Origin of the sequence: Nisaea sp., assembly GCF_034670185.1 — a bacterium.
In the GTDB taxonomy this organism is placed as follows: Bacteria; Pseudomonadota; Alphaproteobacteria; order Thalassobaculales; family Thalassobaculaceae; genus Nisaea.
On sequence record NZ_JAXMNY010000004.1, the window covers coordinates 225416 to 244630 of the forward strand.

The following is a 19215-nucleotide window of genomic DNA, read 5'->3' on the forward strand; positions in this document are numbered from 1 at the left end:
AAAACCGGTCAAAATCTGGGGTTCGCGAAGATTGCGTCGAGCCGCCCTTTCAGCTTCTTCAGGGTCAGTGGCTTGATGATAAACGCATCGACACCCGCCGCGACGGCCTCCTGGACCGTTTCCGATTCATTGTGAGAGGTCAGGAATACGATCGGAATTTCCCGCACGGCGGCAGATTTCGTCCGGCGCAATGCCTTCAGGAAGGCCATGCCGTCCATCGGCTGCATCTCAATATCGCAGAGGATCAGACCCGGCAACTTCGCGACACACGCCTTGAGACCTTCTTCCCCGTCTCCGGCCTCACGGATCACCGGAAAGCCGAGAACCTGGAGCGCCTGGACAATCAGAGAACGCTGGAACTCGTCATCCTCGACGACGAGGACATCAATCTCTTCGTATTGATTTTCACCGCGGCTGGTCACGTTTCCGCCTTTCCTTCATTCGTCCGATAGGCTGCAAGCGCTTTGCGCAATGTCTGCGCCTCCTGCTGCAGGGAGGCAAAATCTTCAGGGTCAGGGGTACCTCCATTACGGCGAAAGAGGGTTTCAAGCTCCCCCGCAGCAGCTGCCAACCGGACAGCCCCTACCGCAGCGGCAGCGCCTTTCAGCTTGTGGGCTTCACCGGCAATATCGGCCGGTTTTGCCCCGACCTGCAGTAGCTTCAGAGACTCTTCCAGCCGGACGGCAAAGCGGGAGAGAGCCTGCTCAAGCATGGACTGATCTCCGCCGCACATTTCTGCCAGATCTCTTGTGTCGAGCACGGCCGGATCAGGCAAGGCGGCTTCACGGTCTGGCAGCTCTCCCGAACCAAACACATCGCCACCGGAACCGGGAGCCAGCGCGCGGGCCAGCACGCGAAGAGAAACCGGCTTGATCAGAACCTCATCTGCACCGGCGTCACGGGCCAGCGCGACATCTTCGGGAAGTCCCGCCGCCGTCATGATCAGCAGCCGTGCCTCGGCCCGTGCCGCCAACGCCTCGGCACGCAAGGCCCGCAACAGGCCAAGACCGTCCAGTTCAGGCATATGCCAATCCGTAATAAGCACATCCCATTTTCCCGGATTCTGCCGCCAGCGCTCCAGGGCCTCAGCACCATTTTCCACAATGGTCGCGGAACAGCCAAACTGCTCCAGTTGCCGTCCCATGACCCAGCGGTTGGTCTCGTCATCGTCCGCCACCAGAACAGACAACGACAGTTGCGGCGTTTCGAAGATGTCCTGCGCGGCGGATGCAGCCGCCTCCGAACTCTCCGGCAGCGGCAGGACGAGCCGGAACGCGCTGCCACGGCCGGGTGTACTCGTCACGGAAATATGACCGCCCATAAGGTCGGCCAGCTGTCGTGTGATGGCGAGCCCGAGACCAGTGCCACCGAACCGTCTTGTGGTCGAGGAATCCGCCTGCTCGAATGGCTTGAACAGGCGGTCCAGATCGGCCCTCTCCATGCCGAGTCCGGTATCCGTCACCGAAATGGATATACCGTCCTTCACCGCCTTATCCGGTTGCAGACTGACGGTGACCTTTCCAGACTCCGTGAACTTGATCGCATTGCCGACCAGATTGAGCAGAATTTGCCGCAGCCGCGCCTCGTCTCCACACACGACATCGGGAAGATCCCGCGCAATCACCAGATCGAGCGAGATCGACTTGCGTGATGCCGCGGGCCTCAAGACTGCAACCGCCTGCCCCGCCATTTCGGCAAGGGAAAATGGCGCAATCGAAAGATCAAATTTGCCGGCCTCGATCTTAGACAGGTCGAGTATCTGGTTCAGCAGTTCCAACAGCGCTCCGGCGGACCGGCGGATGACCGTGAGCATGTCGCGCTGACCCGCGTTCAGCGGCGTGCGCTCGAGTAATTCCAGCGTAGCCAGGACACCGCTCATCGGCGTCCGGATCTCATGGCTCATCGTCGCCAGAAAACTCGACTTCGCGGCGTTGGAAGCCTCTGCCGCCCGGCGCGCGAGCGCCAGGGAATTCTCCCGCTCGGACCGATAGGCGGCATTGCGCCACACAAAGGCTATGGCAATGCCGCCGGAAAACAGGATGAGGGCAACGCCGACAACCGACATGTAGAGACCGATCCGCCGATAGGCGCGCGCACTGGCCGAGACATCGAGATATGCCTCGAACGCCCCAATAACGGTTCCTGTTTTGCCGCCGGTTCCATTATCCGAACCGGCCCCCCGGCTGAAGACCGGCAGATAGGTTTCGGCGACAATGACGGGTTCCACCGCACCGTCCGCAGGCAGTATCTCGATTGCCGCGTGCGGTTCGCCCCGGAGCACCTGATCCGCCCAATAGGCGGACGTATTGACCCGGCCGACCTCCTCCGCATTCGAGGAGGCGACGGCACGGCCGTTCTGATCGAATATGACAAAATCCCGCAACCCGCCGAGCCGGGACGCCAGCGCGATGGTGCGACGGTCGGCCTCGGAGAGGCTCTTTCCCTGGAGCACGGGTACAATCGATTCCAGATGCGCGACAATGCCGTTGGTCCAGCGTACCCCCATGGAAATTGCATCGCGCTCAAGCAGAGCGGTCTGGATACGATTGACAGCCAACACCATCAGGATTGCGGCCAGTGCCAGCACGGCCACGATCAAACCGATCAAGGCGCCGAAACCCGGTCCTCGTCCACTGTCCGGCAGCGATCTGTCGAGATGATGTTTTGCGGCAAGCGCCATAGGTCAGCCAGAAACGAAGGAGCCGATAACGCCACCATGCCCGGCCGCTGCCAGAGGCGAAATGACTTGCATCAATCCGGATCTCTGACACGCCGGGCTCGGTGACGGGATCAAAAAAACGATCCGGCGCAGCAATCTTGGAAATTCAGGCTTAGTCTTCCCCGGGCGGGATCACCCTCGGGTCGCCATAGCCGAAATGTTCGGCATACGGGGCAAGTGTGTCCAGATAAGGCGCCATCTGGTCCCGGTATCGTACCCATCGGCCAACGGCGCGCGTATAGATCGGCTCCGAAACCTGCCGGAAACTGGGGGTGCGGATCATCCCGCGCGCCTTGGCGTGCGCCGTGTGATCGAGAACCGCGTCGGTCCAGTCGAGACCGAGGAAGCTTGTCACCCGCCGGGCAGTTCCTTCCGTGTCCGCAACGAGATCCTCGTAGCGCACGGTAATATGGTCGGGCGACAGTGTCCGCTCGATCTCCTGCCACAGCGCCATGACGCGCGCATAGAAACCGGCGGCGCCCTCCATCGAGGTGAAACTGGCCATCGCCGAGTTCAGCCGTATCGACTGCATGAAGCAACTCAGGCAGCAATCGCACGGATGGCGCAGGGACAGGATCACCTTGGCATTCGGATAGAGCCTGAGAGCAAGCGGAAGATAGACGATATTGAGCGGCATCTTGTCGATCACCACACGCGGCCGGCTCCCCTCTTCGCCAGCCCAGCGCGCCAGCTTGGCACGGTATTCCGCGCGCAGCCGGTCGGCGTCAGCCTCATTGAGCGCGGCAAGACGTTCGGCCAGCGTTCCTGCGCCCAGCGCCGCGAACCCGGCCCCGACGCTGGAGAGCACCGGCTGCTCCTCGATCACCCGCGCATCCGGATGGGCATCCAGAATCTGGTCGAGCAATGTTGTCCCGGAGCGCGGAAAACCGACCATGAATACGGCGGGCGGCTCCGCTTCCGGAAGCGGCGTCCAGCGGGTCGGCCACCCGTCCGATATCGCCCTCTCATAGGCATTGAGCGTGTTCAAAAACAGGCGCGGGTCGGCAGTACCCGACGGCGCGCGCTGGACCGCGATCTCATTGCCATGCTCGAAGCGAGCCCAGGCCTCATCATATTGCCCGAGCCGGTCGAGAACGGTCCCCAGCTCAAACTCGACGGCATCGCGCCCCGCCTCACCGTCCAGCGCCTCCGGCAAAGCCTGCAAGCGATGCAGCGCGCCTTCGAGATCGCCCTGGCGACGCTCGACAATCGAGAGAAACACCGCACTGACATGATCCTCGGCGTCAATGATCAGAGCCCGGCGGGCCGCCCTGCCGGCGAGCTCAAGCTTCGAAAGTGTCTCGGCAAAGCCCGCCATGCGCCGCCAGGCCAGGTTAGTCCCCGGCTCGGCAATCACGGCCCGGCGCAACTCCGTCTCGGCTTCTCTCTCACGGCCGGATTCACGCAGAATCACGGCGAGATTGACCCGTACCCACGCCATGTTCGGATCGGCATGCAGGGCATCCCCGGCAGCGCGCTCCGCTTCACGGAGTCGCCCCAATTCCTGATAACTGCTTGCAAGGGCACCCAGCGCCTCTGCCTTGCCCGGATGCGTCAGCGCCCAGAGCGCAGTCGCCCTGTGACGGCCGGCCAGAGGTTCTGCAGTGGAGGCAACAGTCAACAAAGCCGTCGCGGATGGGGACGCCGGATCAAGCAGCACAGCCCGCCGCGCCGCCGTCAGGGCAAGCAAGGGCACTCCAGCCCGCAATCCCGCCGCCGCCGCCTGAACCCATCCACCCACCGCCGCTGGGTGGCGCCGGGCGACACGCATGAACCCATCCGCCGATCCCGCCAGATCCCCACGCTCAAACGCCGCCTGGGCGTCGGCCATCAGGCGGCGGGTTTCTGTCAGATAATCAGGATCGGCAGCAAAGGCGGACATCGGGCAAACTCTTCAACAATTCAACCCGAGAGTAGTCGATCAGTATCAGCGTGCGATAGCAATCGCGTTGCGACTGCGCTGAAAATGGAAAAGACGAAGTTGAGCTTGATGCCGAATATCGTTGGCACCATTTTCATCGCACGGGCCCATTCGGCGACCCCGAAAGATAAAAAACATCAGGGAGTATAATAATGAACTTTCGTCCATCACGCGTGATCACGGCCGGTGCCGTTGCTCTTGGGATTACATTGAGTGCCGGAATGGCCTCTGCCCAAGAAGCAAAGAACTATATCCTGTCGACCGCGTCGACCGGTGGCACCTACTACCCGGTTGGCGTCGCCCTCGCTACCCTGACCAAGGTCAAGCTGGAGCCGAAGACGAAGATTGGCATGTCCGCCATTTCCTCGGCCGGATCAGGCGAGAACGTGAAACTGCTCCGGGACGGCGAAGCCCAGTTCGCAATTCTCCAGGGGCTCTTCGGCTATTATGCCGCAACCGGCACCGGTCCTGTCGCGGCCGACGGTCCACAGACCAAACTGCGCTCCATCAGCATGCTGTGGCAGAATGTGGAGCATTACGTCGTTGCTGCCGACAAGGCGAAGACCGGCACAATGGCCGACTTCGTTGCCCTGAAGGGCCAAGCCGTTGCGATGGGCGCCAAGAATTCCGGCACAATCGGATCCAACCGTACCATCATGGCCGGGTTTGGCCTGGACATGGACACGGATTTTGAACTGATGTACGGCGGATATGGCCCGTCGGTCGCCGCCTTGCAGGATGGCAAGGTTGTCGGCGCCGGAGTGCCAGGTGGCGTTCCCGTCGGCGCGCTGGTTCAGCTGATGTCCACCGCGGGCGACCGTGTGAAGATGCTCAGCATGACCGACGACGATATGAAGAAGGCCGACAACGGTCGCGGCCTGTGGGTCCCGTACACCATTCCAGCCAACTCCTATCCCGGTCAGACAACGGACATCCAGACCGTTGCCCAGCCGAACTTCCTGGCCACGACGGCGGATATTCCGGAAGAAGATGTCTATCAGATCACCAAGACGATCTTTGAGAATCTCGGCTTCCTGAACGCCATCCACGCCGCCACGAAAGCGATGGCGATCGACAAGGCGATTGCCGGTCTGCCGGTACCGCTGCATCCCGGTGCCGCGCGTTACTACAAGGAAGTCGGGATTGCCATCCCTGACAGCCTGATTGCTAAATAAGAAGCAGATACCGTTTGTCTAACGTTGGACAGCTTGACCGGAGGCCGAATTGCACGGCCTCCGGTTTTTCAAATCCGGCATCAAGCCGGTGCAAGAAAAAACACCACGGGCAGGGCACAGATGAATCCCGAGAACGCCGAAGACATTGACGTCAAGAAAAGGTCCAAGACAGAGGTCACCATCCTTTTTCTTGCCGTGGGCATCGCCCTTTTCCATATCTGGATGAACACGCTGGGCACTCTGCCCACGCTGTTTCAGAACGGATTCCATTTCGCCGGATTTGCGCTGCTCTGCGGTCTCGTGACGTCGGTCTCGAAAAAACCCTGGGCACAACGCCCGCTGATCCGGGCACTCGATATCGGCTTCGGAGTGCTTGTCGCCCTTGCCGCGCTGTATATCGTGAATGCCGAAAGCGCGATCTACGATCGCGGCGTCCGGCTCTCGTCCCTGGACTGGGTCATGGGATCGATCTGTATCATCGGGGCGATCGAATTTACCCGCCGCACAACCGGGATGATCATTCCGGTCCTGATCGTCACGGCCCTCGCCTATATCTCGTGGTTCGGTGCCTATGTGCCGGGTGTGTTCCGGTTTTCCGGCCTGCAACCCGAAACCCTGATGTTCCGGTCGATGTATGGCGACGATGCGCTGTTCGGCAATATTGCCGGAATCTCCTCGACCTTTGTTTTCATGTTCATCCTGTTTGGCGCCTTCCTGCTGAAATCGGGGGCGGGGAACTTCATCGTCAATATTTCCAGAACCGTTGCCGGCAAGCTTGTCGGCGGGCCCGGCCTGGTCGCGGTGATCGCCAGCGGCCTGACCGGCACGATTTCGGGGTCTGCCGTCGCCAATACGGCATCGACCGGCGTGATCACGATCCCGCTGATGAAAAAGGCCGGATTCAAGCCGCAATTCGCCGGCGGCGTGGAAGCTGCCGCGTCCACCGGCGGGCAATTGATGCCGCCCATCATGGGCGCCGGTGCCTTTGTCATGGCCTCCATCACCCAGATTCCCTACACCACCATCGTGGTGGTCAGCATCCTGCCCGCCATCCTGTATTTCCTGACCGTTGCCTTCTTCGTCCGGATCGAGGCGCGCAAGGTCAACGCCGTCCTCCCGCCAGACGAGAATTCGCCGACCGTCTGGCAAGTCTTCAAGGAAGGCGGCCCGCCATTCATCATCCCGGTCGCCTTGCTGATCGCGATGCTGGTCATCGGCTATACGCCGACATATGCCGCCGGTTTCGCCATTCTGATCTGTATCGGCGCGTCCTGGCTGACCCCGAACCGCATGGGGCTGAAACAGATCATCGCCGCCCTTGAACTCGGGTCGCGAAACATGATCATGACAGCCATCCTGTTGTGTTCCGTGGGCCTCATCGTCAACGTCATTGCGACAACAGGGCTCGGCAACACCTTTTCTCTGATGATTACCAGCTGGGCAGGCGGCTCACTGGCCATCGCCATCATTCTGGTGGCGCTGGCCTCCCTCGTCCTGGGAATGGGCCTGCCGGTAACCGCTGCCTATATCGTGCTGGGCACCCTTTCGGCCCCCGCGTTGAACCAGCTCATCCTGCAGGACCAGCTGATCGATCAACTGGTCAGCGGCACCCTGCCGGACACCGCCAAGGCAATCTTCATGCTGACCGCGCCTGAAGCGATAGCAGCGCTTGCCGGCCCCATGCCTTTCGACCAGGCCCACACGCTGATCAAGGGCATGCCGTTTGAAAGCCTGTCCCTGCTTTATGACACGGCGTTCACCGCCCCGGTGCTGGCGACCGCCCTGTTGTCAGCGCATATGATCGTGTTCTGGCTGTCCCAGGACAGCAATGTGACCCCGCCCGTGTGCCTGGCGTCCTTTACCGCGGCCGCAATCGCCAAATCGCCGCCAATGCTGACTGGATTCTATTCCTGGAAAATTGCGAAAGGGCTGTATTTCGTCCCCTTCCTGATCGCCTTCACGCCGCTCATGAGCGGCAACTGGGGGGAGATGCTGGAAGTGTTCGGTTTCGCCGTTTTCGGTTTCTGGGCGCTCTGCGCTGCCTTGGAAGGCCATTGGGAAAACAGGATGAACCTGCTTGAACGTGCGGTGATTGGCGCGGTCGGCTTCGCCCTGATGTGGCCGGCCCATCTCTATGTCAACATCGCCGCGCTTGCCGTGTTTGCCGTGGTCTTCTACCTCAACAAACGCAAGCCATGGCCCCATGCCAATGCAACAGTGGGCGCGTCGGGCACATAACGCACCCTGCCCGCCGCTTGAGCCATCAGGCGGCGGGTTATGGTGAGTTAGTCTAGGTCAGCGGTAAAGGCGCACATCGCGGCAAACTCTTCGTTCCGTTCAACCACTCCGGCACCTCTCCGAACAGGGGCCGGAACCCGGGACCGCGGTCGGTCTGAAGATGCGGCCCCATCCTCAGAAGATGAACCGGACGCACCGGGCATGAAGGCCGCAATCCCCGTTGGCAGGGCGACGCTGCTAGTCTATGGGGTAAGACGGTCATTCACGGCCACCCTGCCAAGCGCTGCGTCAGACTGCGCCAGAATTGTCGACCCGCCCCCGGAGGAAACATGCCAAGCGTCGGCACCCTGATCGTGGACACACTGGTCCGGAACGGCATCGACCGGGTCTTCTGCGTACCCGGAGAAAGCTATCTCGGCCTGCTGGATGCGCTGTACGAGCGGGACGATATCGACACCGTGGTCTGCCGGCATGAAGCCGGCGCCGGGTTCATGGCGCTGGCCGACGCCCGGCTCTCCGGGGTTCCCGGAATCTCCTGCGTCAGCCGCGGCCCAGGTGCCAGCAATGCCGCCATCGCCGTCCATACCGCCCAGCAGGACGGCGTGCCCCTGATCCTTCTCGTCGGCCAGGTGCCTACACAGGATTTGCGCCGGGATTCCTTCCAGGAGATCGACTATGGCCACATGTTCGGCCGGATCGCCAAATGGACTGCCGAGATCACCGACCCGGCACGCGCTCCGGAGGTCATGCTGCGGGCCCTCGTCACCGCGACGACGGGAACACCGGGGCCGGTTGTCATCGCCGTGCCAGAGAATGTCCTGACGGCGGATGTCGACGCCGCGCCGGTCGTCGTGCCAGCATTGCCGGCAACGGCACCCGACCCGCACCTGCTGTCCGAACTTCGCGCGGCACTCTCGACGGCGGAACGGCCGCTTGCCGTGGTCGGCAGCGCCTTTGACCGGCCGGGCGGTCGCACGGCCATCGGCAATTTTCTCTCTGCCTGGCAGGTACCGGCAGTGGTCTCCTTCCGCCGCCAGGATCTGGTCGACAATACCGAGCGGCATTATGCCGGCGACATGGGGCTGGCCAACCCGACAGAGCAGATGGCAGCGCTACGCGACACCGACCTGCTGCTCGTGCTCGGCGCACGGCTTTCGGACATCACCACACAGGGCTACAGCTTTCCGCGCATGATCCAGCCGGAGATGAAACTGGTCCATGTCCATGGCGACTCGGCGCAGATCGGCACCCATTTCGCACCGGACATCTCGTTCGCCTGCGATCCCATCCGTCTTGTCACCGACATGGGTTCGGCCGCGGCGCCTCCGCCGAACGGCCGGGCGGCCTGGACCGACCGGTTGCGCACCATCCGCAACAATATCGCCGCGCCGCGCAGCTTTTCCGTGACCGACGGTATCCCGTTCGAGACCGTGGTCCACCGGATGGGCGAAATCCTGCCGGAAGATGCCATCGTCACCGTGGATGCCGGAACCTTCGGTGCACCGGTCTATCGCGTGGTGCCGTTCCGGCCCTCCCAGAGACTGCTGGCGCCGATCTCCGGCGCCATGGGTTTCGGAGTCCCGGCAGCGGTTGCAGCCGGTTTGCGCCGTCCCGGCACGCCGGTAATCTGCCTTGTCGGCGATGGCGGTTTCCTGATGACCGGCAGCGAGCTTTCCGTCGCCATGGAACGCGCCCTGCCGCTGAAGGTGATTCTCTCGGAGAACGGCGTCTATGCGTCAATCCGGATCAATCAGGAACGGCACTTTCCGGGCCGTCCGGTCGGGACCGGCTTCGTCAATCCGGACCTCGAGCTGATGGGACGGGCCTATGGCTTCGCCGTCACACGGTTGAAGACAGAGGCCGATCTCGACCGCCTGCCGGCGCTTCTCGTCGCGCCCGGGCCGCAATTCATTGTCGTCGATACCAGTCTGGACGCGGTGCTGCCCAAGAACAGCTAGGCGACCGCCATCAACCGCGGGACTGGCCAGGCCGGTCCCGGAATGCGAACCCGCAACAGGGCAAAGGGAAAGGAAACCAGTATGAGCGAGCAAAAAGTCGCATTGATCACAGGCGGGGGCGGCGGAATCGGAGCCGCTATGGCTCACGCGGTCGCCGCACGCGGCGTCCGGATCGCCGTAACTGACATAGATGGCGCCGCCGCCGGGAGAGTGGCCGGTGAAATCAACGAGCGGCATGGTGCCGGCTCCGCTATCGCCTTCCCTCACGATGTCTCGGTCGAGGCGGACTGCACCAGGGCCGTCGCCGAGACAACCGCCGCCTTAGGCAGCCTCGACATCCTGTTCAACAATGCCGGGATCAGCGTCAGCACATTCCGGCCCGACGCGGAGACGAACCTGCCCTCCATCGCCGAGGTCACGCCGGAGCTGATGACCAGGTTCTTCTCGATCAACTACATGGGCGCCGTGCACATGATCCGCGCCGCGGTACCGGCCATGGTCGAAAGTGGCTGGGGCCGCGTCGTCAACAACACGACCAGCTTCATCACCATGCTGCGGGTGCTGCCCTACGGCCCCCTGAAAGCCGCCCTGGAGGCGAGCTCCGCGGTCTGGGCGCAGGAACTGGACGGCACCGGCGTCACCGTCAACGTCCTGGTCCCGGGCGGACCGACCGATACCGCCTTCATCAGCGACGGGGCGGGCATTCCGCGCGCCAAGATGCTGAAACCCGAGGTAATGGGCCCACCGGCCGCCTGGCTGGCCAGCCCCGAGTCCGACGGGATCACGGGCAAGCGCTACATTGCCGGCTTCTGGGACACGGCCCTGCCCGAGCGCGACGCGGCAAAGGAGGCCGGTGCCCCGATCGGCTGGCCCGACCTCGCCACCGCCACGCGCCTCTGGCCCGGCCAGGAGCCTGGCAAGGGTCCCGGCAAGGGACTCTAGCGGGGTAAGGGGGGCGGTGCGCCCTTGCCATGCAGCGGACTCCGGTGCGACAGGGGGGAGAGCATTCGTGGCACCTTAGATGAACAACAGAACCGGGGTGAGACCAGTCGCAGTTTCTGTGATACCGCACGCGTCGGCGCCGTCTTGCCTGGAGCGCGAAAAGCATCCTCAACTGTCTGGAGTGAGGCGGTCCAATCGGGTAGGCTCGACCGCGAATTCGGCGTGACCCCAGCGTCATTGAGGCAGTTCGTCAGCCAAAGGCTCAAGCATGGATTTTCCGCATATCGAGGCTCCAGGAGGGCGGCGGCTCGCCTATCTTCCCGAACCGTGGGTCGAACCCTTCCTGCTGACCGTACTCGAGGGGCGCGAATACCCGCCGCTGCCGTTCAAAACCTTCGCGCCGCCGGTGATCTTCGACATCGGGGCCCATATCGGGGCGGCGGCGCTGTATTTCGCGCATCAATACCCGCGAGCCCGCATTCACTGCTTCGAGCCGAACCCGAAGACGCTCCCGGTTCTCCACCACAATGTGGCGGAGCTCGCTCAGGTCACCGTCCATGACCACGGCCTGGGGGACCAGGCCCGTATGGCCGACCTATACAGCGGCGTCCACAGCACCATGCAAGTCAGCTTTCTGCCGAATCCGGAGAACACACCGGACACTGCCGCCGCGCCCATCAAAGACGTCGCCAGCGTGCTGGCGGAGGTACCGCTCGTGGCGCCGGCCCTGGTCAAGCTGGACACCGAAGGCATGGAACTCGAGATCCTGAATGCGCTCGCCGACCATCTCTCAGCCGTCGGCGTTCTGTATGTCGAGTATCACAGCGAAGCAGACCGCCGGGCGATCGATGCGCTGCTGGGCGCCGATTTCACCCTGTTCCACGCCAGCGTTGCTGAACCCGACCGCGGGATCATGGGGTTTGTCTCGGCCCGACTGCTTGAAGCCCTGCGCGCAAGCGAGAAGGTCGCGCGGTTTGCCTGGCCAAAACCCGCGCCACACTGGTCCTGATGTCGCCGCCGCTGCCGCCAATCCCATTGCTGTCGCTTGCCCCGCTCCTGGATGACGTGCCCGATATCGCCGTGGTCGATGTCGGCGCCAACCCGTTCTACGACGAAGCCGTCTATCGCGGATTCCTGGACAACGGCTTGGCGCGGGTGGTCGGCTTTGAGCCGGAGCCCGAAGCGCTGGCAGAGCTGCGGCGGCGCGCCGGGCCCCGGGAGACCTACTTCCCCGAGCTGGCCGGCGACGGCCGCGCGCATGAGTTCATCCGCTACCGCGAGAGCGGCTTCTCGTCGGTCCTGGCTCTGAATCCGGCAATCCTGCCCCACATGCACTACCTCGGACAGGCAAGTGAGGAGATCGGCCGGTCGCCCCTTCCGAGTGTCCGCATCGACGATGTCGACGCGGTCGACCGGATCGACTGGTTCAAGATCGACGCCCAGGGCAGCGAGCTGATGGTGCTGGACGGTGCCCGCCGCAAATTGACCGACGCCGCCGTGATCCATGTCGAGGTGTTGTTCGCCCCGCTATATCGCGAGCAGCCGTATTTTGCCGACATCGACGCATACCTGCGCAGCCAAGGGTTCCTTCTGCACCGTTTTCTCGACATCGAAAGCCGCGCCCTGCCGCCGTTCATCAGCCAGGGCGACCGCACCAAGGGCCTGAGCCAGGTGTTTTGGGCCGATGCTCTGTACGTGCCGGACTTCACCCGGTGGCCGACGTTGCCGGCCGACCGGTTGTTGCGCATCGCGTTAATCCTGAACGATGTCTATGGCTCGATCGACATGGCTTCCTGGGCTTTGCGGTGCCGCGACGCCCAACTCGGCACCGAGCTTGCGGATATCTATCATCGCGCGGTCCTTGCCAAATCGAGCGACAGTACCCGGTCCGCACTTTACAAAGGTCGGGTGCCAGCAAGCATGACGACAATGGAACGCGCTGCGATCGACAGGCTCGGGGAGGATTTGCCGCAGGCGGTACGGACCTGGCTCGACGGCGCGGCGTTCGACAATCCGCTGCTGCCGGTCAATCTCGGTGTGGCGCTGTCGAAAGCGGGTGCCGACGATCTGGCGATACCCCACTTGCGGCACGCCCTGCTTCTTGATCCAGCCTCGATCCGTGCGGCCAGTGCGTTTGTCGCGATGCAGCAGCCCAAGTCCCGTTACTACGCCTTGGGATCGACGATCCTCACGCTCGTTGGCGATTCGGCCGCCGTTGCCCGGCTTGGAAAAGACCTGATCCGCCGCGGTTACCTGGCGCCCGGTGTGGCCGCAATGGACCGGGCGCTTGCCGTCGAACCCGGCAACCTGGACTGGACCGGGGCCGCCGCGCAGGCCGAATGGCACCTCTATCTGAGCGACCGCGCGGTCGCTCGTTTGTTGGCGACCGGTGACGACAGGCATTTGGCCCTCGCCTACACCATGGCCTACACCACAGCTCGGGAACTGCCCTGCGATGCACGGGAGACCGTGCTCCCTAGATTACAGGCCCTGCGCGATCGTTTGATGGCGGCGCCCAGTCAGGATCCGGAAATATTCGGCAGCCAACTGTTTGTATTGATGGATCCGGCGATGCAGGTTCGGTACCGGGACTTCCTGGAAACCGTGCCAGCATTGCTGTCCGACCCTAGCCGGGCGGCTGCGGCTGCCAGCCTGACTCCCCCGGGGAGTGGCCCCGCGCCGTGGCAAACGGCATCCCAAATATCGACAGAGATCAGCGGCCCGGGCGGCGTGCCGGTGCGCCTAAAGCGCTTCGACAGACCGGTCGCTGCGGAAGACACCGGCGCGGCGGATGGCGATGACGTTGATGCAATCCGGCGGATGGCATCGGAGCACCGGCTTCATGACGTCCGCGTGCTGTCCGGTGAATGGTTCATCATCACCGCCGAAGACGAGGCCATCGCCGAAACATGGTTTCACACGCCCGCTCAGCAGCGGTCCTCCTATATCCAAAGGATGTGGCAGGACGGCTTCAGTTTTCACCCTCGCGGACCGGAGATTCACGTAGAGGACACCGCCGTTCTGATCGGCGGTGCCGACAACTACTACCACTGGATGATCGATTTCCTGCCAAGGCTGCTGCATGCGCTCTCTGCCCCGTCGATGGTCGACAAAAAGCTGGTCGTCCCGGCGCAGCGCATGCCTTACGAGCAGGAGATGATCGACCTGTTTGCCGCTCCGCCGGACCGCCTGCTGGAGGTCACTTATCCGAGCGTCGTTCGGTGTACCGATCTGGTGGCGCTCACCTTCGGGCCGCGGCCGATGGCGGCGACGGGAACCCCGGCCATGTTCCGCTGTGCCACGCCGCTGCCGGTATTGTCGGCTCTCCGGTCGCGGCTGTTGTCGGCGCTCCGGATCACCCCGAGGGAATGCCCCGCCGGTGGCCGGAGGCTGTTCGTGGTGCGGCGCGACGCGCGACGGGCAGGTCTGACCAACGAGGAAGACCTTGCGATCATGCTTGCCGGGTTCGGCTTCGAGGCGGTTGCCTTGTCGGGCCTCAGCGTTGCCGCGCAGGCGGCGCTGTTCGCCGAGGCCGAGATCATCGTCGGTGCCCATGGCGCGGGGTTGACGAACGCCCTGTTCGCACCGCCCGGTGCCGCCCTGGTCGAGCTGCATCCGGTAACCGAATGCCCCGACTTTTTCAGGCAGATCGCGGCCGTAGCCGGACTACGCTACGAGGCAGTTCTGGCGGACCGTACCTTGACCGGCGACGAGAAACGCTTCTGGCACCATTTCGCAGTCGAGCCGGCCCGGGTCGGAAACATTGTCCGCAGACTACTGCGGTAGACGAGGGGTCGAAACCGCGAAGCTCCCGACAGCTGGAGTTAACTCACGCCATCTGCGCCTCGGCCCGCGCATTGTTAGGTTCAGCGTGTATTGAAAGCGGATCCAGACCAATGCAAAGGTCGGAGTTGTCTTTTATGCGATCCTGGAACGCGTCAGACGAGATCTCCTCGCTGCACGTGATCCGGTAGCGGCGCGGACCATGCTTGATCGCCACCGAACGGCCCGCGCCAGCGGCATCCAGAACTTCGGGAAGGTTGGTCTTGAACTCAAGAACCCGGTCGAATGCCTGAACCGGACGAAGCGTGGCATGCTGCAGAATGAGGAACAGGTCGTCCCGGACAGCTACGTCGATCGGATGACCGAGTTGCTGAGCGACCGTGAACGACAGCATGGTCAGTTCTGCTGCACATTGATCGCTGAAATCAGCCAGCTTGACGCGTGATATGCGAGCTGACGCGTCGGGATCAGCACGCCAAGGCAGATCCTCTGAAGGTGTCGGCCGATACGTTGGGTCACGTAGCTCCTGAAATCGAGTGATGGCACGTTGAGTATACTGCAGTTGTGCCCCAAGCAAGCAGTCGGGCCGCTGACGCAAGAGGCTCAACATCCCGTCGAAAATCGCTACATAATCTAGGCCCATGACATGCCGCAGCAGCAACAGCGCCGGGTGACCCAGGCGAAGCGAATGCAGGAGTATCACCAGCCAAGCGTATTCAACGGCCTCGCCCCAGTCTGGTTCGGGCATTGTGTTGGTGCCGACGACAATTTCATGGGACTCGATGAAACGCGGATCAAGTTCGGGAGACTCGCGATCCGGCAGCCAGGCAGTTTTCAGTCCGAACCGGGCGCGATCCTCCGCGGAGGCCATTTCCGCGTTGGGCAACACGCCACATCTGTAGACGATCACGGAGCTGTGGGGATTGCGGTCGATCGCGACGAGCAAGCCTTCCTTGAAAGAGGCAAGCGTCTCGCCCGGTAATCCGAGGATCATTTCTGTGTAGGTTCTTGTATCCGTCGCGCGCGCATGATCAAGCATCTCGAAGTAGGCTGAATGCTTGATGTTCTGACGCTTGATGTCGCGTAAGGCTGTTTCCGAGTGAGTCTGGAATGATAGCGTCAGGCCGCGGAACATTGGTGTTTTCGCAAGCGGCAACAGAGCGTCAAGGACAGCTCGAGAAGAATTCTTCGATGTCGAGGCAATAAGCCGACGCGGATAGCCGTTCCGTTGGTAGGCGTCAGCCAGGTAAGCGGCTATCTCCTTGTCACGCTTGCGCATGCCGAAATTACTGTCTGCCGCCCAGATGGTGTGAATGCTGTTGCTGGCGATCCAGTCGATGTCGGCGAACACGCGCTCGATCGGAAACTCCGCCATCTTACTGCCGAGACTGCCCCAGTCACAGAAGGTGCATTGGAACGGACAGCCGCGATTGGTCTCCAGCAAAGCGGCGCCTTGCCGGCCGTTCAACTCAGCGAGCGGGCTGTCCATAAGGCCGAGAATATAGGGGGATGGCCGGGTGGACAGGTCACCGGGCCTGGCGCGATGCTGTGAGACTCGAATTCTGCCGTCCTGCGGATCCCGGAACGTCAAGCCATCAATAGGGCCGAGCTGTCCATCAGCAGCGATCACCCGCAATATGTCGAGGAATACCGCCTCGCCCTCGCCCTGGACGATGCCGTCGACCGCCGGATGGGCTGCAAGCACTGTATCGTCGCCGTATTTCGGATGCGGGCCGCCCAGCAAGACGATGGTCTCCGGAGAGCGGCGCTTGACCTCGGCTGCGAGTGCCATGGATGTGTTGAAGTTCCATACATAGCAAGACAAGGCGAGTATGTCCGGCTGACCTGCGCGGTCGACCAAGGTGTCGAATTCCTCGCGTATGAAAATGGTAGGGGAAAACGTAAAATTATCGCGAATATCAGCGAAACTCTCAACGTAGGCCTTGAGTACAGAGGTTGCGTAAGGAAGAGTTGTCGGATTATTCGTTTGTGACAAAGTAATGTCGACCAATTGCACCAATCGTTTTTTGATCAATTCATGCTCTCCTCAAAGTATTTGATCAATTCACGACTCCAAAAGGTGTTGAATTATTTCACTCTCTAAACAAGTTTCGTTGAAATTATTCTCCATACACACATAGTCCTCATACTATCGATAAGCTAGCACGGACTCGGCGTCGGGGTGAAATGCGAAACACTCCAAACTTGCGGCGTCTATCATGGTGTCGATGACGTTTTGTCAGAATGTACCTAACGGAACGTCGTCGGAACTCAAGATCCGACGATAGATCGGACGTTATGTTAGGGGCATCGCACCTACAGCGGAGAGGCCGGCGGTTGGTTGGTTGGGCGGGCCGGACGAGGCTCGTACCTGGCAATGGGTTAGATTGAAGCCTTGCGACAACGGCTGCAGTGGGCGGATCTGAGATTCAGATTTGGAAAAATCTAGAAATTTTATCTTCTTGATGTAGCTTGATGTCAAATCCATAAAGATTCTGATGGAAAGATTAACTTCGATGTTTGGTATCATCGATTTAACCATATGGTTGAAACTTTTTAATGAACCATTGTACGCAAGAGCTCTCCACTGCGCAGTCCCGAACTATATTGTGGGTCGTTAACCACGAATCGCCGGAGCAAATTGCCAGTCTGCGCTACATGGCCTTCCTTCCGGCGCAGGCGCGATGCGAGACCGTTGCGCGTTTCCTGCCGGGGATGAGCGCCACATCGTTTCTCGACCAATGTCGCCCGACGACTCTGGTCCTGACCAAGGCTTTCGATCCGTCAATTATTGCCTTGGCCCAGGCCGCGCGCGAACGGTCGATCCGGATTGTGGCGGTGCTTTGCGACGACCGGTCGGAATTCCCTCAGGTCCATGGTCTCGACTTGGCCTTGGCGAATCTGGCCGACGTCGTCGTCGTCCAGACAACGGCGATGGCCCAGCATGTGCGCGAGGTATTCGGACGGGAAAGCACGATAATTGAAGAACCGTACGAAATGCCGGCGGGGATCCCGCGATTCAACCCTGAAAAGACCTTGCATCTGTTGTGGTATGGCCGCTTCACAAATCACGACACACTTGCTGCGGGCATCCTGCCCCTTATCGACGATCCGGCATTGGATTTCAGGCTCACTGTCATCACGGACAGAATGACGGAGCATCTCTCGGTCTTGGCACGGCAGATCGGCGGCCGGGCGGGGGCCAGCATCGAATTGTGCCCCTGGTCGTTCGACGGTCAGGCCAAGGCACTGGAGAATGCTGACATGGTTATCATTCCCAGCCTCGACCGGCAGGACAAACGCGTTAAAGGCCACAATCGGCTTGTTGAATCGATCAGAGGCGGCGTCCTGGCGGTCGCCTATTCGTTGCCGGCCTATCGAGAGCTGTCCGAGTTCTGTTGGTGCGGGGACGATATGCATACCGGGTTGACCTGGGCGGTGGCAAACCGAGAGGCCGCGGTCGACCGTATCCGGCAGGGGCAGGCGTATATCGAGCAACGGTTCTCGATCGACGCGGTCAGTTCCCGTTGGCAACAGCTCTTCGATGCCGCATGAGCGCTTTCGGAAGGATTGCGCCGCCTGTGTGAGACTTGAAATGCAGCAGTGAACGACCGCTTTGGGTCGGCAGCGGTCACTAGCACAACGGTTGCGCTGATATCGCTCAGCAGGCCGCGTGCTAATGAGGAGCCTTTATGGGAGCTATAAGCCGCCCATTTATAGACATGGACGATATCTTGAGAAGGTCTGGCGGAGAGAGAGGGATTCGAACCCTCGGAACGCTTGCGCGCTCAACGGTTTTCGAGACCGTCCCGTTCAACCACTCCGGCACCTCTCCGAACAGGGGCCGGAACATAGCGGGGCGGGTGCAGGGATTCAACACCGGAATTGCATGCCCGGCTTTCCGGCTTTCACACTGGCCCGCCTCGCCTAATTCACTCGCCTATTTCACCCACCTATTTCAGATGATAGGTCAGGGCACTGCGAACGAGCAGCCGCAGCGGGTCGAGCGGCAGAGCTGCGCCCTCTTTGAAATGCACCGCGCGATTACCTTCATAGTGGAACGCGTCCGGGAAGAGGCTGCGGAAGTCCGGGATGATCGTCGTCTGGCAATGGGCATAGAGGGCAAAGCCGCCCTGTTTCGGCAGGCCTAGCCGGATGGTCGAGCCTGACTTTGTTTCCGGCGTGAGGTAGGCGGGCTGGCCCCATTTCAGGGTTTCCTCAAGCGTGCCGACACCAGGTGTCTCCGCTGCCGTCGCGAAGATCAGCTTGCGCACTGTGAGCAGTCCCTCCCGCAATGGCGGCGGGAAGGACTCGTATGTGGCCGCGACGGCCGGGTTCCCGAAAGGCGGAAATGTTTGCGTCATGACACCGGACCAGTTCACCCGAGCTGATCCTATCCGGCGGTATAGTGCCCGTCAAAAGCGCAGCGGATCCGCCAACTCGTCTCCTGTCCTGCGGGCTGGTGTTTCCGGGCCTTTG

At 61.7% G+C, this 19215-nt stretch carries 12 protein-coding genes and 1 tRNA gene; 7 read left to right on the plus strand and 6 right to left on the minus strand.

Annotation, left to right across the window (positions count from 1 at the left end; translation table 11 throughout):
* Window positions 1–8: 8 nt before the first annotated feature.
* The 3 genes from VOI22_RS17450 to VOI22_RS17460 all read right to left on the minus strand — a co-directional run bounded on the left by VOI22_RS17450 (window position 9) and on the right by VOI22_RS17460 (window position 4601).
* A complete protein-coding gene (locus tag VOI22_RS17450) occupies window positions 9–422 on the minus strand; it encodes a response regulator (RefSeq protein ID WP_323797733.1) in 414 nt (137 codons plus the stop codon).
* A complete protein-coding gene (locus tag VOI22_RS17455) occupies window positions 419–2680 on the minus strand; it encodes a hybrid sensor histidine kinase/response regulator (RefSeq protein WP_323797734.1) in 2262 nt (753 codons plus the stop codon). The genes VOI22_RS17450 and VOI22_RS17455 overlap by 4 nt, the downstream gene beginning before the upstream one ends.
* Window positions 2681–2831: 151 nt before the next feature.
* Window positions 2832–4601, minus strand: coding sequence for a tetratricopeptide repeat-containing sulfotransferase family protein (locus VOI22_RS17460; protein WP_323797735.1), 1770 nt, complete (start codon window positions 4599–4601; stop codon window positions 2832–2834).
* Between the two features lie 191 nt (window positions 4602–4792).
* Here VOI22_RS17460 and VOI22_RS17465 point away from each other — a divergent pair, with 191 nt between their 5' ends.
* The 6 genes from VOI22_RS17465 (at window position 4793) to VOI22_RS17490 (ending at window position 14739) form a co-directional block, all read left to right on the plus strand.
* Window positions 4793–5815, plus strand: coding sequence for a TAXI family TRAP transporter solute-binding subunit (locus tag VOI22_RS17465; RefSeq protein WP_323797736.1), 1023 nt, complete (start codon window positions 4793–4795; stop codon window positions 5813–5815).
* 120 nt (window positions 5816–5935) lie between these two features.
* The gene (locus tag VOI22_RS17470; RefSeq protein WP_323797737.1) at window positions 5936–8053 is read left to right on the plus strand and encodes a TRAP transporter permease; all 2118 of its coding nucleotides are present in this window, start codon (window positions 5936–5938) and stop codon (window positions 8051–8053) included.
* A gap of 329 nt (window positions 8054–8382) precedes the next feature.
* Window positions 8383–10011 carry a thiamine pyrophosphate-binding protein gene (locus tag VOI22_RS17475; protein ID WP_323797738.1) on the plus strand — a complete coding sequence of 543 codons (1629 nt, stop codon included), beginning with the start codon at window positions 8383–8385 and terminating at the stop codon, window positions 10009–10011.
* An 81-nt stretch (window positions 10012–10092) separates the two neighbouring features.
* On the plus strand, window positions 10093–10953 hold the full coding sequence (locus tag VOI22_RS17480; protein WP_323797739.1) for an SDR family NAD(P)-dependent oxidoreductase: 861 nt from the start codon (window positions 10093–10095) through the stop codon (window positions 10951–10953).
* Window positions 10954–11221: 268 nt separating this feature from the next.
* Window positions 11222–11962, plus strand: a complete 741-nt coding sequence (locus VOI22_RS17485; protein WP_323797740.1) for an FkbM family methyltransferase — start codon at window positions 11222–11224, stop codon at window positions 11960–11962.
* On the plus strand, window positions 11962–14739 hold the full coding sequence (locus VOI22_RS17490) for a glycosyltransferase 61 family protein (protein ID WP_323797741.1): 2778 nt from the start codon (window positions 11962–11964) through the stop codon (window positions 14737–14739). Before VOI22_RS17485 ends, VOI22_RS17490 begins: the two co-directional genes overlap by 1 nt.
* 43 nt (window positions 14740–14782) lie before the next feature.
* On the opposite strand, the gene VOI22_RS17495 is transcribed toward VOI22_RS17490, so the two are convergent.
* A complete protein-coding gene (locus VOI22_RS17495; protein ID WP_323797742.1) occupies window positions 14783–16771 on the minus strand; it encodes a B12-binding domain-containing radical SAM protein in 1989 nt (662 codons plus the stop codon).
* A 623-nt stretch (window positions 16772–17394) separates the two neighbouring features.
* Between VOI22_RS17495 and VOI22_RS17500 the strand changes: the two genes are divergently transcribed.
* The gene (locus VOI22_RS17500) at window positions 17395–18291 is read left to right on the plus strand and encodes a glycosyltransferase (protein WP_323797743.1); all 897 of its coding nucleotides are present in this window, start codon (window positions 17395–17397) and stop codon (window positions 18289–18291) included.
* Window positions 18292–18481: 190 nt separating this feature from the next.
* Here the strand turns inward: VOI22_RS17500 and VOI22_RS17505 are convergent.
* Both VOI22_RS17505 and VOI22_RS17510 read right to left on the minus strand, forming a co-directional pair.
* Window positions 18482–18571: transfer RNA gene (locus VOI22_RS17505), tRNA-Ser, on the minus strand.
* A 118-nt stretch (window positions 18572–18689) separates the two neighbouring features.
* Window positions 18690–19100 carry a DUF1801 domain-containing protein gene (locus VOI22_RS17510; protein ID WP_323797744.1) on the minus strand — a complete coding sequence of 137 codons (411 nt, stop codon included), beginning with the start codon at window positions 19098–19100 and terminating at the stop codon, window positions 18690–18692.
* Window positions 19101–19215: the final 115 nt, after the last annotated feature.

Coding starts and splice junctions, on each gene's coding strand:
- VOI22_RS17465 (WP_323797736.1), top strand. CDS start 4,793: ATGAACTTTCGTCCATCACGCGTGATCACGGCCGGTGCCGTTGCTCTT.
- VOI22_RS17510 (WP_323797744.1), bottom strand. CDS start 19,100: ATGACGCAAACATTTCCGCCTTTCGGGAACCCGGCCGTCGCGGCCACA.
- VOI22_RS17485 (WP_323797740.1), top strand. CDS start 11,222: ATGGATTTTCCGCATATCGAGGCTCCAGGAGGGCGGCGGCTCGCCTAT.
- VOI22_RS17460 (WP_323797735.1), bottom strand. CDS start 4,601: ATGTCCGCCTTTGCTGCCGATCCTGATTATCTGACAGAAACCCGCCGC.
- VOI22_RS17500 (WP_323797743.1), top strand. CDS start 17,395: ATGGCCTTCCTTCCGGCGCAGGCGCGATGCGAGACCGTTGCGCGTTTC.
- VOI22_RS17470 (WP_323797737.1), top strand. CDS start 5,936: ATGAATCCCGAGAACGCCGAAGACATTGACGTCAAGAAAAGGTCCAAG.
- VOI22_RS17475 (WP_323797738.1), top strand. CDS start 8,383: ATGCCAAGCGTCGGCACCCTGATCGTGGACACACTGGTCCGGAACGGC.
- VOI22_RS17480 (WP_323797739.1), top strand. CDS start 10,093: ATGAGCGAGCAAAAAGTCGCATTGATCACAGGCGGGGGCGGCGGAATC.
- VOI22_RS17490 (WP_323797741.1), top strand. CDS start 11,962: ATGTCGCCGCCGCTGCCGCCAATCCCATTGCTGTCGCTTGCCCCGCTC.
- VOI22_RS17455 (WP_323797734.1), bottom strand. CDS start 2,680: ATGGCGCTTGCCGCAAAACATCATCTCGACAGATCGCTGCCGGACAGT.